Source organism: Salegentibacter flavus, from assembly GCF_900115145.1.
GTDB classification, from domain to species: Bacteria; Bacteroidota; Bacteroidia; order Flavobacteriales; family Flavobacteriaceae; genus Salegentibacter; species Salegentibacter flavus.
Map to the genome: position 1 here is coordinate 47,952 of NZ_FOVL01000016.1, position 14,196 is coordinate 62,147.

Consider the following 14,196-nt stretch of genomic DNA (forward strand, 5'->3'; position numbering starts at 1 on the left):
ATTCTATTTGAAAACCAATAAATATGGAAAAAAAATTCAGCGTTAAGGTGAACGAATCTTTTGAATTCGAATTTACCCAGGACGAGATCAATGCTTTAGATACCCAAAAGGTTTCCGCCTATAATTATCATATGCTAAGGGAAAACCGAAGTTTTAAGGCCGCAATTGCCAAAGCCGATTTTCTAAACCGGGAATACCAGGTGAAAATTAATTCCAATAACTACCAGGTTAAGATTTCCAATGAGCTTGACCAGCTTATTGATAAGATGGGATTAAGCCTGAGCTCTGCTTTGATGGTTAACGATATTAAAGCGCCAATGCCGGGGCTAATCCTGGATGTGATGGTGAAGGAAGGCGATGAGGTAAAGGAAGGTGATTACCTGCTTGTCCTGGAGGCGATGAAGATGGAGAATACCCTAAGTGCACCCCGTGACGGGGTGGTGAAAGCCATTTCGGTAGAAAAGGGCCAGGGTGTTGATAAAAATCAACTGCTTATTGAAATGGAATAAGTCTGGGTGCCAAAGAGGTAGAATAATTACAAAAGTAAAAGTCAGAAATGAAAAAAATATTAGTTGCCAACCGTGGAGAGATCGCTTTACGGGTAATGAAGACCATACAGAAAATGGGGATAAAGAGCGTTGCCGTCTATTCTGAAGCCGACAGGAATGCACCTCACGTGAAGTTTGCCGATGAAGCGGTTTGTATAGGCAAAGCAGCCTCCAGCCAATCTTATCTTAGAGGTGATAAAATAATTGAAGTGGCACAAGAGCTTGAGGTAGACGGGATCCATCCCGGTTACGGTTTCCTTAGTGAGAATGCCGAATTTGCCGAAGCTGTGGAAAAGGCTGGTATTACCTGGATTGGTCCGGGTTCTAAAGCTATTCGGATAATGGGAAGCAAGCTCGCCGCTAAGGATGCCGTAAAAGATTATGATATTCCTATGGTACCCGGCATAGATGAGGCCATCACCGATGTTGAGAAAGCGAAAAAGATAGCCGATAAGATAGGCTATCCCATTCTCATAAAAGCCTCTGCCGGTGGTGGGGGAAAGGGAATGCGCATCGTGGAAAGAGATAAGGACCTGGGAGATCAGATGAAAAGGGCTATCAGCGAAGCCGAGTCCGCATTTGGAGATGGGTCGGTTTTTATCGAAAAATATGTGACTTCTCCAAGACATATTGAAATTCAGGTGCTGGCCGATACCCACGGGAATATTATCCATTTATTTGAAAGGGAGTGCAGTGTGCAGCGAAGGCATCAAAAAGTGGTTGAGGAAGCTCCATCGGTTGTTTTAGATTCCAAAATCAGGAAGCAGATGGGGAAAGCCGCGGTAAAAGTTGCCCGTGCCTGTGATTATGTAGGAGCAGGGACGGTGGAATTCCTTTTTGATGAAAAAAAGAACTTTTATTTCCTGGAGATGAATACCCGCCTGCAGGTAGAGCATCCTGTAACCGAACTCATTACCGGAATCGACCTGGTGGAAGAACAAATAAGAATCGCCCGGGGAGAAAAGTTACAATATCACCAGGAAGACCTGAGCATAAAAGGCCACGCCCTGGAACTAAGGGTTTATGCCGAAGACCCTATGGAAGATTTTATGCCTAGTGTGGGAACCCTGGAAAGGTACCGGATGCCTTCGGGATCTGGAATAAGAGTGGATAACGGATTCGAAGAGGGGATGGCAGTGCCTATTTATTACGATCCCATGCTCAGTAAGCTCATCACCTACGGAAAAACCCGGGAAGAAGCTATCCAGCTAATGCTGAAGGCTATAAGTGAATATGAGGTGAAAGGGGTGAGTACGACTCTTCCTTTCGGGAAGTTCGTTTTTGAACACGAGGCTTTCAGAAGCGGGAACTTCGATACGCATTTTGTGAAAAATTATTATTCAGCAGAAAAGCTGCAGGAGGAGATCAGGGAAGAAGCCAGAATGGCTGCATTGCTTGCCTTGAAACAGTATATCTCAGATAAAAAACAATTGCGGTTACCGCTCACCTAAAACTTTAGCTTGGGGCGGTAACCGCCTGTACTTTAATTCTTTCTGAAGAATTTAGCTTCATAGGTGCTGCTGTTCCCAACATTATCGGTTACAATAAGCTTAAAGTCATTTTCGGTTTCGGTAACCACCCCATCCTCGAAATTGTGGGTTAAGGTGTTGTTCTTGTATTCATACTCCATCAGAATGAATTTTCCATTTACCGTAGCCCGATAGCTTTTTATTCCTGAGAGATCATCTGAGATCTTTACCCGGAGGTTGTGATTAGAAGAGATCCACTGCCCATCACTGAAATTCACCGGAGTAATCTTCGGGGCGGTAACATCAGCTGCCAGGGTATATTCTCCAAAGGTTCTGATGCCCGTGGTGAAGCGATCTCCCTTTTTATAGGTTGAAGTGTAAAGTGGCCGGCCTCTATATCCCAAACGGGCGATAAATAGTTTTTCCCGGTCTGCAGGGCTATATTTGCTTACGTCAAATCCCAGGGTGATATTTTTATGGATGGGGGTCTCTTTGGTATGGAAATCTATAGTATCCCCTTTGAATTTCACATCCAAATAGGTGTTCTCATATAAACTTCCCGCAGGAACGTAAAAGTCTATTCCGTTTTCTTCGGCTGCGAAGGCTTGATTGGCATTGACGAAATAATCGGTCTTGTTTATTTTTTTAGGCTGAATCTCCTCGCTGTTGCGACCTCGGATAGGGATCCTTATCAATCGTTCATTTCCGGAGAAATCGGTGACTCTGATATTATAATTATAATCAAGGCTATCCTCAATATTCAGTTTCCCTTCTGAAATCACGTTGTCGTAAACACTAAGCGGATTTCCGGGTTCTACATAGAGTTTCTTGACCCTGCTTTTGTGGCTGCTGTAGTATTCGTAATCTATAAGCTGGTTGAGGTGCCTGGATTCGGCAAAAGAAAAGCGGTTAAACTTAATGGAGAAGATATCGTCTCCATTTACCGAAGCTTCAACCTTATACACCCCGTTTTTGTTAGGGGCCATATCCTGCTGGTCTACCGTAGAAACCCCGAAGCCAATATTTCCGCAGGCGTCGATCTTTTCGGTGGTATAGCTTCCGTCTTGCAATGGGATGAGCCGTATTTTTTGTCTCTCTGCAGAATTATTAACGTGGGATTCTGCATCAAGCGGGTAAGCAAAAAGTGAATTGATGATAGGAGGACGCGAATCCTTGATCTGATAGCCAAATAGTTTAGGGTTCATAGGGCGTTGACTGCCGTCCCTTATTTCGTAGTGCAGGTGAGGGCCGCCACTGCCGCCGGTGTTTCCGCTTAAGGCAATCAGTTCATTTTGAGAGATCTTAAGTTCTCCGGTTTCAGGGAAAAGTTCAATTTCATAGGTTTCGTTGGCGTATTGGTGCTTTTTTACATAGGCTTCAATTTCAGGTGAAAATTTCTGTAAATGCGCATAAACTGTGGTGTAGCCGTTAGGATGTTGTACGTACAGGGCTTTTCCGTAGCCATAATGCTGAATATTTATACGACTAACATAACCTTCGGCCGTGGCCAGCACATTCAACCCCTGGCGTTGCTGGGTTTTAATATCCAGGCCGCTGTGAAAATGATTGGAACGCAATTCCCCGAAAGTGCCGGAGAGCACGAGGGGAACCTCAAGGGGAGAAGAGAAATAATCTTCCGGGACACTGGGTTGGGCATAAAGGCTAAGCCCCGTTAAAAATACGCTTAGAATGGTGATAATTTTCATAAGTATGGGTTAAGAATAGCAATTTCCTGGTGGTAAATTTAATCAAACTTTATGCAAAAAATAAAGCCTTAAGCATTAAGATGTTAGCCTTGGGTTTACGTGAAATCTAAAATAGCAATAAAAAGTATTGGGATATTTCAAAGCGTATGTTAACTTTGTGGAAATAAGCATTAGATTGCGCTTTTATGAGTGAATTGACAGAAATAGTTGATAATCTTGAAAATAGAATCAGCAAGTTGCTTCATAAGTATGAAGCTTTGAGGCAAAACTTGGGTTCCCTTCAGTATGAAATGGCAACTCTTACTTCTGAAAATACCCGTCTCAAAGAAGAACTTGAAAATTCTGAAGGACGAATTCAAACTCTTAAAGCGGCCAATGCGATGCTGGGCAGTAAAGATTACAAGACAGAAACAAAGCTCAAAATAAATAGCTTAATAAGAGAAATTGATCAATGCATTGTTCAATTATCGGAATAAATAAGCTTCATGGACAAACTAAGAATTAAGATATCCATTGCAGACAGGGTTTATCCCTTAACCATCGAGCCTCAACAGGAAGAAGGCTTAAGGAAAGCTGCAAAAAAGATCGAGGCCATGATAAAACAATTTGAGCAGAGTTATGCCGTTAGGGATAAGCAGGATGTACTGGCCATGTGTGCCTTGCAGTTTGCAGCCCAAACCGAGCAAAATGATATAGAAGCCGTGGGAGATATGCAGGAAGCTGAAGAAAAGTTAAGGTCGCTTAACGAGCTCTTGCAACAACACTTGGCCTCTTAAAGTTCTTTAAATAAAATAAGGTTACTGCCTGTATTAGTGATTTTTGAGAAACTCAACACGAATTCTTTGAGAAGGGTGAGTTTAAGTTGTAAAAGCGTGCCGTATCCCTCGGGAAAGCGGATTCTTGAGCAGCTTGTTAGCCCTAAACCTGATTTTAAAGAGTTTACTTCAAACCAAAACTAATACAGGCTTTTTTTTTATATAAAAATTCAACAATGGAAATCACTACTATAATTATAGGTTTGGTCGTAGGTATAGCATTGGGCTATGCCATAGCAAAATTGCTGGAACGCAAACAAGCCTCCCGTACAATTAAAAACGCCAAGAAATCGGCTGCTAATATCCTTAAAGAGGCAAAGTCGGAGGGAGAGAGCATTAAAAAGGATAAGATCCTACAGGCCAAAGAAAAATTCATCGAGCTTAAGACAGAACACGAGAAGGTTATTCTGAGCCGTGATAAAAAGATCAATGAAACCGAAAAGAGAGCAAGAGATAAAGAATCCCAGGTTTCCAGTGAACTTGCCAAAAACAAGAAACTCAACAATGAACTGGAAGAGAAGTTAAAGGACTATTCTTATCGTACAGAATATCTTGAAAAGAAGCAGGAAGAGATAGACAAGCTTCATAATAGCCAGATACAGCAGTTAGAGGTCATTTCAGGCCTTTCGGCCGATGATGCCAAGGCACAGCTTACCGAAACCCTTAAAGACACCGCAAAAGCTGATGCGATGGCCATGATACAGGATACTGTAGAAGAAGCAAAACTCACTGCACAGCAGGAGGCCAAAAAGATCATTATCAATACTATTCAACGTATTGGAACTGAAGAAGCGGTTGAAAACTGCGTTTCGGTATTCAATCTTGAAAGCGATGATGTTAAAGGTAGGATCATTGGTAGAGAAGGGCGAAACATACGTGCCCTGGAAGCTGCTACCGGAGTAGAGATCATCGTAGATGATACACCTGAAGCAATTATTCTTTCGTGTTTCGACTCGGTAAGAAGAGAAGTCGCCAGGTTATCGCTTCACAAACTGGTAACCGATGGGCGTATTCACCCCGCCAGAATTGAGGAGGTAGTTAAGAAGACCAAAAAACAAATTGAAGAGGAAATAATCGATATAGGGAAGCGTACCGTAATTGATCTTGGTATTCACGGACTTCACCCCGAGCTTATAAAGGTTGTGGGTAGAATGAAATACCGTTCCTCATACGGGCAAAACCTGTTGCAACACTCGCGGGAAGTCGCTAAGCTATGTGGAGTAATGGCTGCTGAACTCGGACTTAACCCTAAACTTGCCAAGCGTGCCGGATTACTGCACGATATCGGGAAAGTGCCGGATACAGAAACTGAAGTGCCTCACGCTATCCTTGGGATGCAATGGGCTGAGAAACATGGGGAGAAACCCGAGGTTTGTAATGCCATTGGAGCTCACCACGACGAGATAGAGATGAACTCCTTGTTATCGCCAATCGTACAGGTTTGTGATGCGATTAGCGGTGCCAGGCCAGGTGCCAGACGCCAGGTGTTGGATTCTTATATTCAGCGTTTAAAAGACCTTGAAGAGATAGCATTTGGTTTCCCCGGAGTTAAGAAGGCCTATGCCATTCAGGCGGGACGGGAATTAAGAGTTATCGTAGAAAGTGAAAAGGTGAATGATGAAAAAGCATCCAACCTTTCATTTGAGATTTCTCAGAAGATCCAGACCGATATGACCTATCCCGGACAGGTTAAGATAACCGTGATACGGGAAACACGGGCGGTGAATATTGCCAAGTAAATTAAATTATTTAGAGTTATATAAAACCAAAAGAGCCCTGCGATCGCAGGGCTCTTTTGGTTTTATACGGCTGAAGCACTAAGCTTTATAGTCGTCCTCATCAAAAATATTTTCATAAGAGTTGCCTTTGGTGACAAAGAATTCTCCGGTTACGTACCGAAAATGTCTGTCCAGGCTTGCGATTTCCTTGAGATCATCATCGTCAAGATTTACTCCCATACTCTGAATGTTTTCAATGATTCGGCCTTCATTGGTAGATTTTGGAATCACTGCTGTACCTCTTAGTACGCTCCACTTTATAAGTACCTGCCCCGGGCTGGCTCCGTGTTTTTTAGCGATCTTTTGTATTACCTTGTTTTCCAGCAGGGAAGGTTCATCAGGCGCTTTCATGGCATCAATACGGTCGCCGCTTCCTAAGGGAGAATAAGCGGTTAAGTGTATGCCCTGCTTACTACAAAACTCAAGCAAATCATCTTGTTGGAGGTAAGGATGCAGTTCCACCTGATTCATTTCCGGTATATCTTTTGTCTGCTCCATTAGTTCTTCCAGCTTCATAGAACTGAAATTTGAAACTCCAATATGTTTTACAAGACCCTGTTTTTTGGCTTCGATCATCATATTCCAGGTTTCTATGATTGGTGCTTCCTCAAGGCTTAGATAATCATCGTCTTTTTCAGGGAAGCCAACACCTCTTTTAAAAGCTACCGGCCAGTGGATGAGATAAAGGTCCAGATAATCCAGCTGAAGATCCTTGAGAGTTTCTTTTAAGGCAGGGATGACGTCTTCTTTTTTGTGAGCATCATTCCAGAGTTTGGAAGTAATCCAAACCTCTTCTCTTTTAATTTTCCCTTCTGAAAATACTTCCGTGAAGGCTTCCCCAATCTCAGCCTCATTACCATAAGTAGCGGCACAATCTATATGCCTGTAGCCGTTATTAAGCGCGATCTTTACCGCGTTTCCTACCTCGCCTTTTCCCGATTTCCAGGTACCCAGACCTATTGCGGGCATTTCATCGTGATTTTTGAACTTAAGTGTTCTCATGTTATTAAATATTTATATTCTTATAAGTGGCGTTAATTTAAGAATAATCCTCCGGAAAATTGGTAGTTTAAAGGCTTTAGTAGAAATTTAATACTCAGGCCCGGGGATGAAATTGCTCGATCACCTGCCGCAGGTGTTTTCGGTCTATATGCATATAAACTTCGGTGGTGGTGATGCTTTCGTGCCCCAGCATTTGCTGAATGGCTCTTAGATCGGCGCCGTTTTCCAGCAAGTGAGTGGCAAAAGAATGCCTGAAGGTATGCGGACTAATCTTCTTATCAATTCCTGCCCTTTTTGAAAGTTGTTTAACGATAGTAAAGATCATAGCCCGGGTGAGCTCATTCCCTCTGCGGTTTAAAAAAAGGGTGTCGGTGGCTTCTTTCTTTATGGGCAAGTGAAGTCTGATCTCCTTCAGGTAAATATTTATATATTTTTGAGTGTAGGGAGAAACCGGAACAAAGCGCTGCTTGTTTCCTTTCCCCGTGACTTTTATAAAACCTTCTTCAAAAAACAGATCGGAAATCTGCAGGTTTACAAGTTCTGATACCCGAAGTCCGCAACCATAGAGTGTTTCAAGAATAGCACGGTTTCTTTCACCTTCAGCTTTTCCCAGATCTATGGCAGAGATTAACTTGTCAATTTCTCCAGTAGAGATCACATCAGGAAGTTTACGGCCGGTTTTGGGGGCTTCGATTAAATCCATGGGATTTCCTTTTCTGTAATCTTCAAAAATCAGGAAATTAAAGAATCCCCGTAAACCTGAAATCAGCCTTGCTCTGGATCTCGGGTTAAGGCTCCTGGCCATCTCATAAATGAATTGTTGTATGGTTTCTTCAGAAATATCAAGAGGGGAGAATTTTATATTATTAATGTCCAAAAACTTGATAAGCTTATGAACATCCAGGCTGTAATTCTGAATAGAATTATCTGAGAGTCCGCGCTCTAAACGTAAATACAGGCGATAGTCTTCAAGGGCGCGGGTCCATTTCATGTGTTAAAGATAAAAACAATCGCGTAATATGTTAGTAATACTTTATGCTTGCATAACATTTTATTAAGAAGATGCCTCTTACATTTGCCCTGTAACTAAAAAATAGAATGTGATGAAAAAATCAGTTTTAATTGCAGTTTTAGCAGTATTTGGATTAACCTCAACCGCTTCTGCACAGGAATTTGTATATTTTGGAGTTAAGGGTGGGGTTAACTTTTCTAACATGACCTCTGATGGTTTTGAAGATGAGAACAGCCGTACCGGATTTCATTTAGGGCTGCTTTCTGAAATCCCCGTGGGAGATCGTTTTTCCATACAACCAGAGGTGCTTTATTCTACCCAGGGAACCGAAGCTTTTAGCAACAGATACGGACAGGGTGAATATAAATTAGATTACATACACGTGCCAGTACTGGCTAAGGTTTATTTAATAGATGGTTTATCTCTGGAAGTAGGTCCTTCTTTTAATTTTCTGGTAGAGGAAGAATATGAATTAATTGCCGGAGAAGGATTTGCCGTAATTGACACCGAAGCAGGTAGCACCTTTGAATTTGGAGGAGCCCTTGGTGCTTCCTATAAATTCAACAACGGATTTTTTGCCTCTGCCCGCTACACCCGTGGTTTCACCGATGCTTTTGATAGTGAAAACTGGGATGAAGATGCCGTTAACAATAACGGAATCCAACTTGGGGTAGGCTTAATGTTTTAAATCAGCTTATATCAAACACCTATGAAAAGCTGGAAAGCGGGAGAGAGATCTTCCGCTTTTTTTATGGATAAATCTTTACGGGTTATTATGTAATATTGAATTGAATATCAGGTGTTTGTGTGTATTTTCTTAAATTAATGCCTTGAACCAATAAATATAGTATGATGAAAAAATTACTCTTTCTTAGCGCATTGATCTTTATGGGGTTTAATCAAATACAAGCCCAGGGAGATTTAAAATTAGGAATTAACGGAGGTTTACCGGTAGGTGATGCCGAAGATTTCTCGAACTTTCAATTGGGAGCAGATATAGCTTACCTATTTGGGGTGATGAATGTTATTGAAGTTGGTCCAATGCTAGGCTACTCCGTGTTTTTTGTGGAAGATATAGAAACTGGTTTTGGTGAAATGGATACAGATGATGTAAGTTTCCTTCCTATTGCCGCTTCCGGAAGGCTCGGATTAGGCATGGCTTTTCTGGGCTTAGACCTGGGTTATGCGGTTAGCCTGAATGAAGATGGTGAAGGTGGATTTTATTACAGGCCAAAAATTGGAGTTGGTTTAGGGATTTTTTCCATTATCGGATCATACCAGGGTATAAGCAATAATGGGGAAAATCTTTCTTCTGTGAATGTGGGATTAGAATTCCAACTATAAAAGAATTTTAGACACCTAAAGAATATTGGATTGAGGTTTTTAATTATTTCGTTAATTTCAGGAAATAAATCTTCAATCCAATATGTTTAGAGATCTTTTAGTGGCTTTGCTTTTCATGGGAATTTTTGAAAGTGCCCAAAGCCAGGCATTTAAATCTCCTTCTGTTAATATATCTGTTCAGGCGGGGTATCTGGCTATCGATCCATCATATTCCACTTTTTATCCTGAAGTAAGTGAGGCTTTTATCACTGGGGAAGCTGGTCTTTTCATAGGAGTTAATTATAATCTTAGGCTTAACCGGGATTTTTCTATTGTTCCGGAAGTTAGTTTTATAAGCAATAAGGAATCCGTGCACTATCGTGTGGCCGGATTGGTAGAATATCGTATCCCATCAACCAGTTTCTACAGCCTGGGTGGTCCACAGGTGAATATTCTAAGCGGGAACTCGTTGAACCCCTATGATAGGGCTGGGTTTGAACTTATCGGGGGCATAGGCTATGATATAAGTTCATCTTTCTACCTGGAAGGCCGTTACTCCCACGAGTTTACCAATCGCTTAAAACCTGAGGCACCATTTGAAGAGGATGATTATTACAGGTTTCGTTCTTATTCTATAGGATTGGGCTTTAGGTTTTAAGTCTTTTCAGGGAGAAATTTAGTTCAGTTTAAGGAGACCGAATAAATCTTTTGATATCTTTATCCTATGAAGATACTTATCATAAACGGTCCAAATTTAAACCTGCTTGGAACCCGGGAACCCGACACCTACGGAAACAAGAAATTTGAAGATTATTTTGTCGACCTCCAACTCAAGTTCGGAGAAGTCGAGTTATCCTATTTTCAATCTAATATTGAAGGAGAGATCATAGATGAGCTACACCGGGCAGTCGGGGAATTTGACGGGGTAGTATTAAATGCCGCTGCTTATACTCACACTTCTGTAGGAATAGGAGATGCAGTAAAGGCCATTGAAGTTCCGGTGGTAGAAGTTCATATATCCAACACTCATTCCCGGGAGGAGTTTCGGCATAAGTCGTTTATCGCTCCCGTAGCTAAAGGGGTTATCCTTGGCTTTGGACTGCAGAGCTATGACCTGGCTATACAAAGCTTTATCAATTCTAAAAAATGAAGAAAGCTTATATAAACTGGAGCAGTGGTAAAGATGCAGCTTTCGCGCTTTATAAGGTGCAAAAGGAGGGCGAGTATGATGTACAAAAACTTGTTTCTACAATCAATACTGAAACCCGAAGGGTTTCTATGCATGGGCTTCGTGTTGGATTGATGCAGGAACAGGCCGATGCTATTGGGATCCCGCTTCAGCTTATTAAATTAGATGGCAATGTGAGTATGCAGACCTACAATGATCTCATGGAGATGGAAACCGAAAAACTGCTCGACGAAGGATTGAACTACAGTATTTTTGGAGATATCTTTTTGGAAGATCTAAGGGAGTACCGTGAAAAACAACTAGGCGAAATAGGAATTAAAGCGGTTTTTCCTCTGTGGAAGAAAGATACTTCGCAATTGATGCAGGAGTTTCTTGAAGCCGGTTTTAAGGCGATAGTAGTTTCCGTAAATGCGGCAAAATTAGATAAATCTTTCTGTGGAAGACTGCTCGATGAAAGCTTTTTGAAAGATCTGCCATCAGATGTGGATCCTTGTGGTGAAAACGGAGAATTTCACACTTTCGTTTATGATGGGCCAATCTTTCGCAAACCGATAAGCTTTGAGATAGGGGAGGTAGTAGAGAAAAACTATACCTCTTCCGGGGATGAAGATGATGATTGTTTCAGCGATGAGAAAGAAAGCTGGGATACCCGGTTCTTTTACTGTGATTTGATCCCCAAAAAATAACCCCGGCATTTCTGCCAGGGTCATTCAGAATAAATTATTTCAGGTTTACAGGTGAATCACCTCGTCGTAGGCTGCTGCTACGGCTTCCATTACGGCTTCACTCATAGTTGGGTGAGGGTGAACAGCTTTTAATACTTCGTGACCTGTGGTTTCAAGTTTTCTTCCTAAAACAGCTTCAGCGATCATATCGGTTACTCCGGCGCCAATCATGTGGCAGCCTAACCATTCGCCGTATTTGGCATCGAAGATCACTTTTACAAATCCGTCTGGCTTTCCGGAAGCTTTGGCTTTTCCTGAAGCAGAGAACGGGAATTTTCCAACTTTTAGTTCATAACCGGCTTCTTTGGCTTGCTTTTCAGTCATACCAACCGAAGCGATCTCGGGAGTAGCATAGGTACATCCGGGAATATTTCCGTAATCCAGAGGTTCCACTTCCATTCCTTTAATCTTTTCAACACAAAGGATTCCTTCAGCTGAAGCAACGTGGGCAAGGGCGGGACCTTCAACCACATCTCCAATAGCGTAAATTCCGGAAACATTGGTGTTATAAAATTCGTCTACTACAATCTTGTCCTTATCGGTTTTGATACCTAATTCTTCCAGGCCTATATTTTCGATATTGGATTTTATACCAACTGCAGAAAGCACGATTTCAGCCTCAAGGGTTTCTTCCCCTTTTTTGGTTTTAACCTTAGCTTTTATAGTTTTCCCTGAAGTATCAACGCTTTCTACCGAAGAGTTGGTCATTACCTTAATCCCGGCTTTTTTCACGCTGCGCTCAAATTGCTTTGAAACTTCTTCGTCTTCCAGAGGTACAAGGTTAGGAAGGAATTCAACGATAGTTACTTCAGTCCCCATCGCATTGTAGAAATGAGCGAACTCCACTCCAATGGCACCAGAGCCAACCACGATCATAGATTTTGGTTGTTTTTTAAGGCTCATTGCTTCCCGGTAACCAATCACTTTTTTACCGTCCTGTTTCAGGCTCGGTAATTCCCGGGAACGGGCACCGGTAGCCACGATAATATGATCGGCCTGGTATTCTTTGGTGTTTTTATCTTTATCTGTTACCGCAACTTTTTTACCCGACTTGAGTTTACCAAAGCCTTCAATAACATCAATCTTGTTCTTTTTCATCAGGAATTGCACACCTTTGCTCATTCCATTAGCCACTTCACGGCTTCGTTTTATCACGGCTCCAAAATCCTTATCCGGATTTTCAAGTTTCAGTCCGTAATCTTCGGCGTGTTTAAGGTAGTCGAATACTTCAGCGCTTTTTAGCAATGCTTTCGTAGGAATACAACCCCAGTTAAGACATACCCCACCAAGGCTTTCCTTTTCAACAATAGCGGTTTTAAAACCGAGTTGAGAGGCTCTAATGGCGGTTACATAACCTCCCGGGCCACTACCTAAAACAATAATATCATATTTACTCATAGTCGGAAATTTTTATTGCAGTTATAGAAGTTGCGAATTTAAGGAATAATAGCTTAAACTGAAAGTTTTAAAAGGGCTCTGTTGCTTCAGAAATAGCAAAAATAAAGGCTTACCGTGGTGGATAAGCCTTTTTAAATTAACTGAATGTATTAAAATTACATCTGTACATTCTGAACATCCTGCTCCTGGAGATCCAGGGCGTTCATTACCGCGTTGAAGTTCGCGACATCAATACCGGTGGATTCAGCAAAATCTGAAGGGACGATCACGAACCTGAAAACCTGGTCCTGGGTGAAGCCTGTATCGAGATTAGTAAGGTCGAAATCTCCATCAATAATCAGTTCTACATCCACATCGGTATGGTTATATACATACTGGATAGTACCTTCATCAAGGAAAAAGTTCTGTGGGATAAGACTCCAGGTCTCGAAAACATCTCCATTATCTTCAATCACCTCAAGTCTGTAAACAAGAATCGCATCCGAGGTAAGGACTTCAACATCATCCGGCAGACCGATGATAGTTGCGTGATAGTTCACATCTGCAAAATAATCAAAATCCACATCTTCATATTCAATAGTTTGTCCAACCACGTTAATTCCTGGTTCGCCTTCAGGGCCTGGAGGTCCGGGAGGTCCCTGGTCGCCTTCACAGGCGGTGAACAGAAGAGCAGTTACAAATAGTGCTGATAATAATTTTTTCATTTTGATAAGTTTTAATTAGACAATTGCCCCCGGAAGGGCTTCATAGGTGTTGCTTGTTATTTTTTGAAATCCAGACTTGCAGAATTTACGCAATACCGCTGACCGGTTTCTGTAGGACCATCATCAAAAATATGGCCAAGGTGACTTCCGCAGTTGGCACAAAGGATCTCGGTACGCATCATTCCGAAGCTTTTGTCCTGTACATATTCTACCTTTCCTTCTATAGCACGATCAAAACTTGGCCAGCCGCAGCCGCTTTCGAATTTTGCATCGCTTTCAAAAAGTTTGGTATGGCAGGCGCCACAGTAGTAGGAGCCATCTTCAAAATGCATATTGTATTTGCCGGTATGAGGAGCCTCGGTTCCTTTTTCCCGAAGTACCCGGTATTGTTCTTCCCCGAGTTCTTTTTTCCATTCCTCTTCCGGTTTTTCTATCGTGTATTTTTTCATATATAATTTTTTAGTCATTTCCGCGAAGGCGGAAATCTGTTTATTCTAATTCCCGTCTTAATAACTCCCATCCCGCAA

General features: G+C 42.0%; 16 protein-coding genes and 1 other RNA gene. 11 read left to right on the plus strand and 6 right to left on the minus strand.

Features of this window, described 5'->3' with window-relative positions; translation table 11 throughout:
* Positions 1 to 23 precede the first annotated feature (23 nt).
* On the plus strand, positions 24 to 509 hold the full coding sequence (locus tag BM266_RS12445; RefSeq protein ID WP_093410240.1) for an acyl-CoA carboxylase biotin carboxyl carrier protein subunit: 486 nt from the start codon (positions 24 to 26) through the stop codon (positions 507 to 509).
* 47 nt (positions 510 to 556) lie between these two features.
* Positions 557 to 1,999 (plus strand): acetyl-CoA carboxylase biotin carboxylase subunit, encoded by a 1,443-nt coding sequence (gene accC / locus BM266_RS12450; RefSeq protein WP_093410242.1) that lies wholly within the window; start codon positions 557 to 559, stop codon positions 1,997 to 1,999.
* A gap of 32 nt (positions 2,000 to 2,031) precedes the next feature.
* Here the strand turns inward: accC and BM266_RS12455 are convergent, their stop codons facing one another.
* A complete protein-coding gene (locus tag BM266_RS12455) occupies positions 2,032 to 3,723 on the minus strand; it encodes a M23 family metallopeptidase (RefSeq protein ID WP_093410245.1) in 1,692 nt (563 codons plus the stop codon).
* A 185-nt stretch (positions 3,724 to 3,908) separates the two neighbouring features.
* On the opposite strand from BM266_RS12455, the gene BM266_RS12460 reads away from it, so the two are divergent.
* The 4 genes from BM266_RS12460 (at position 3,909) to rny (ending at position 6,277) form a co-directional block, all read left to right on the plus strand.
* Positions 3,909 to 4,199, plus strand: coding sequence for a hypothetical protein (locus BM266_RS12460; protein WP_093410248.1), 291 nt, complete (start codon positions 3,909 to 3,911; stop codon positions 4,197 to 4,199).
* A 9-nt stretch (positions 4,200 to 4,208) separates the two neighbouring features.
* Positions 4,209 to 4,499 carry a cell division protein ZapA gene (locus tag BM266_RS12465; RefSeq protein ID WP_093410251.1) on the plus strand — a complete coding sequence of 97 codons (291 nt, stop codon included), beginning with the start codon at positions 4,209 to 4,211 and terminating at the stop codon, positions 4,497 to 4,499.
* 50 nt (positions 4,500 to 4,549) lie between these two features.
* Positions 4,550 to 4,664: non-coding RNA, 6S RNA (gene ssrS, locus BM266_RS12470), on the plus strand.
* 50 nt (positions 4,665 to 4,714) lie between these two features.
* Positions 4,715 to 6,277, plus strand: a complete 1,563-nt coding sequence (gene rny, locus BM266_RS12475; protein ID WP_093410253.1) for a ribonuclease Y — start codon at positions 4,715 to 4,717, stop codon at positions 6,275 to 6,277.
* Between the two features lie 78 nt (positions 6,278 to 6,355).
* Here the strand turns inward: rny and BM266_RS12480 are convergent, their stop codons facing one another.
* The gene (locus tag BM266_RS12480) at positions 6,356 to 7,318 is read right to left on the minus strand and encodes an aldo/keto reductase (RefSeq protein ID WP_093410255.1); all 963 of its coding nucleotides are present in this window, start codon (positions 7,316 to 7,318) and stop codon (positions 6,356 to 6,358) included.
* Positions 7,319 to 7,412: 94 nt separating this feature from the next.
* Positions 7,413 to 8,309: a site-specific tyrosine recombinase XerD gene (gene xerD / locus BM266_RS12485; protein ID WP_093410258.1), complete on the minus strand. Its 897-nt coding sequence runs from the start codon at positions 8,307 to 8,309 to the stop codon at positions 7,413 to 7,415.
* Positions 8,310 to 8,421: 112 nt separating this feature from the next.
* On the opposite strand from xerD, the gene BM266_RS12490 reads away from it, so the two are divergent.
* From BM266_RS12490 to BM266_RS12510, 5 genes are all read left to right on the plus strand, one after another.
* Positions 8,422 to 9,018 carry a porin family protein gene (locus BM266_RS12490; protein WP_093410260.1) on the plus strand — a complete coding sequence of 199 codons (597 nt, stop codon included), beginning with the start codon at positions 8,422 to 8,424 and terminating at the stop codon, positions 9,016 to 9,018.
* Positions 9,019 to 9,179: 161 nt separating this feature from the next.
* On the plus strand, positions 9,180 to 9,674 hold the full coding sequence (locus tag BM266_RS12495) for a hypothetical protein (protein ID WP_245760440.1): 495 nt from the start codon (positions 9,180 to 9,182) through the stop codon (positions 9,672 to 9,674).
* Between the two features lie 82 nt (positions 9,675 to 9,756).
* A complete protein-coding gene (locus BM266_RS12500; RefSeq protein WP_093410263.1) occupies positions 9,757 to 10,311 on the plus strand; it encodes an outer membrane beta-barrel protein in 555 nt (184 codons plus the stop codon).
* A gap of 66 nt (positions 10,312 to 10,377) precedes the next feature.
* Positions 10,378 to 10,803, plus strand: coding sequence for a type II 3-dehydroquinate dehydratase (gene aroQ, locus BM266_RS12505; RefSeq protein ID WP_093410265.1), 426 nt, complete (start codon positions 10,378 to 10,380; stop codon positions 10,801 to 10,803).
* Positions 10,800 to 11,528: a Dph6-related ATP pyrophosphatase gene (locus BM266_RS12510; protein ID WP_093410268.1), complete on the plus strand. Its 729-nt coding sequence runs from the start codon at positions 10,800 to 10,802 to the stop codon at positions 11,526 to 11,528. Before aroQ ends, BM266_RS12510 begins: the two co-directional genes overlap by 4 nt.
* 45 nt (positions 11,529 to 11,573) lie before the next feature.
* Here the strand turns inward: BM266_RS12510 and lpdA are convergent, their stop codons facing one another.
* The 3 genes from lpdA to msrB all read right to left on the minus strand — a co-directional run bounded on the left by lpdA (position 11,574) and on the right by msrB (position 14,118).
* Positions 11,574 to 12,965: a dihydrolipoyl dehydrogenase gene (gene lpdA, locus BM266_RS12515; protein WP_093410271.1), complete on the minus strand. Its 1,392-nt coding sequence runs from the start codon at positions 12,963 to 12,965 to the stop codon at positions 11,574 to 11,576.
* 155 nt (positions 12,966 to 13,120) lie between these two features.
* The gene (locus BM266_RS12520) at positions 13,121 to 13,669 is read right to left on the minus strand and encodes a dihydrolipoamide dehydrogenase (RefSeq protein ID WP_093410273.1); all 549 of its coding nucleotides are present in this window, start codon (positions 13,667 to 13,669) and stop codon (positions 13,121 to 13,123) included.
* A 56-nt stretch (positions 13,670 to 13,725) separates the two neighbouring features.
* Positions 13,726 to 14,118 carry a peptide-methionine (R)-S-oxide reductase MsrB gene (gene msrB / locus BM266_RS12525; protein ID WP_093410345.1) on the minus strand — a complete coding sequence of 131 codons (393 nt, stop codon included), beginning with the start codon at positions 14,116 to 14,118 and terminating at the stop codon, positions 13,726 to 13,728.
* Positions 14,119 to 14,196 lie beyond the last annotated feature (78 nt).

Excerpts from the sequence above, each read along its gene's own strand:
- BM266_RS12455 (WP_093410245.1), bottom strand. The coding sequence starts at position 3,723 with ATGAAAATTATCACCATTCTAAGCGTATTTTTAACGGGGCTTAGCCTT.
- BM266_RS12500 (WP_093410263.1), top strand. The coding sequence starts at position 9,757 with ATGTTTAGAGATCTTTTAGTGGCTTTGCTTTTCATGGGAATTTTTGAA.
- BM266_RS12445 (WP_093410240.1), top strand. The coding sequence starts at position 24 with ATGGAAAAAAAATTCAGCGTTAAGGTGAACGAATCTTTTGAATTCGAA.
- lpdA (WP_093410271.1), bottom strand. The coding sequence starts at position 12,965 with ATGAGTAAATATGATATTATTGTTTTAGGTAGTGGCCCGGGAGGTTAT.
- BM266_RS12460 (WP_093410248.1), top strand. The coding sequence starts at position 3,909 with ATGAGTGAATTGACAGAAATAGTTGATAATCTTGAAAATAGAATCAGC.
- msrB (WP_093410345.1), bottom strand. The coding sequence starts at position 14,118 with ATGAAAAAATACACGATAGAAAAACCGGAAGAGGAATGGAAAAAAGAA.
- rny (WP_093410253.1), top strand. The coding sequence starts at position 4,715 with ATGGAAATCACTACTATAATTATAGGTTTGGTCGTAGGTATAGCATTG.
- BM266_RS12465 (WP_093410251.1), top strand. The coding sequence starts at position 4,209 with ATGGACAAACTAAGAATTAAGATATCCATTGCAGACAGGGTTTATCCC.
- BM266_RS12480 (WP_093410255.1), bottom strand. The coding sequence starts at position 7,318 with ATGAGAACACTTAAGTTCAAAAATCACGATGAAATGCCCGCAATAGGT.
- BM266_RS12490 (WP_093410260.1), top strand. The coding sequence starts at position 8,422 with ATGAAAAAATCAGTTTTAATTGCAGTTTTAGCAGTATTTGGATTAACC.
- xerD (WP_093410258.1), bottom strand. The coding sequence starts at position 8,309 with ATGAAATGGACCCGCGCCCTTGAAGACTATCGCCTGTATTTACGTTTA.
- aroQ (WP_093410265.1), top strand. The coding sequence starts at position 10,378 with ATGAAGATACTTATCATAAACGGTCCAAATTTAAACCTGCTTGGAACC.
- BM266_RS12510 (WP_093410268.1), top strand. The coding sequence starts at position 10,800 with ATGAAGAAAGCTTATATAAACTGGAGCAGTGGTAAAGATGCAGCTTTC.
- BM266_RS12520 (WP_093410273.1), bottom strand. The coding sequence starts at position 13,669 with ATGAAAAAATTATTATCAGCACTATTTGTAACTGCTCTTCTGTTCACC.
- accC (WP_093410242.1), top strand. The coding sequence starts at position 557 with ATGAAAAAAATATTAGTTGCCAACCGTGGAGAGATCGCTTTACGGGTA.
- BM266_RS12495 (WP_245760440.1), top strand. The coding sequence starts at position 9,180 with ATGATGAAAAAATTACTCTTTCTTAGCGCATTGATCTTTATGGGGTTT.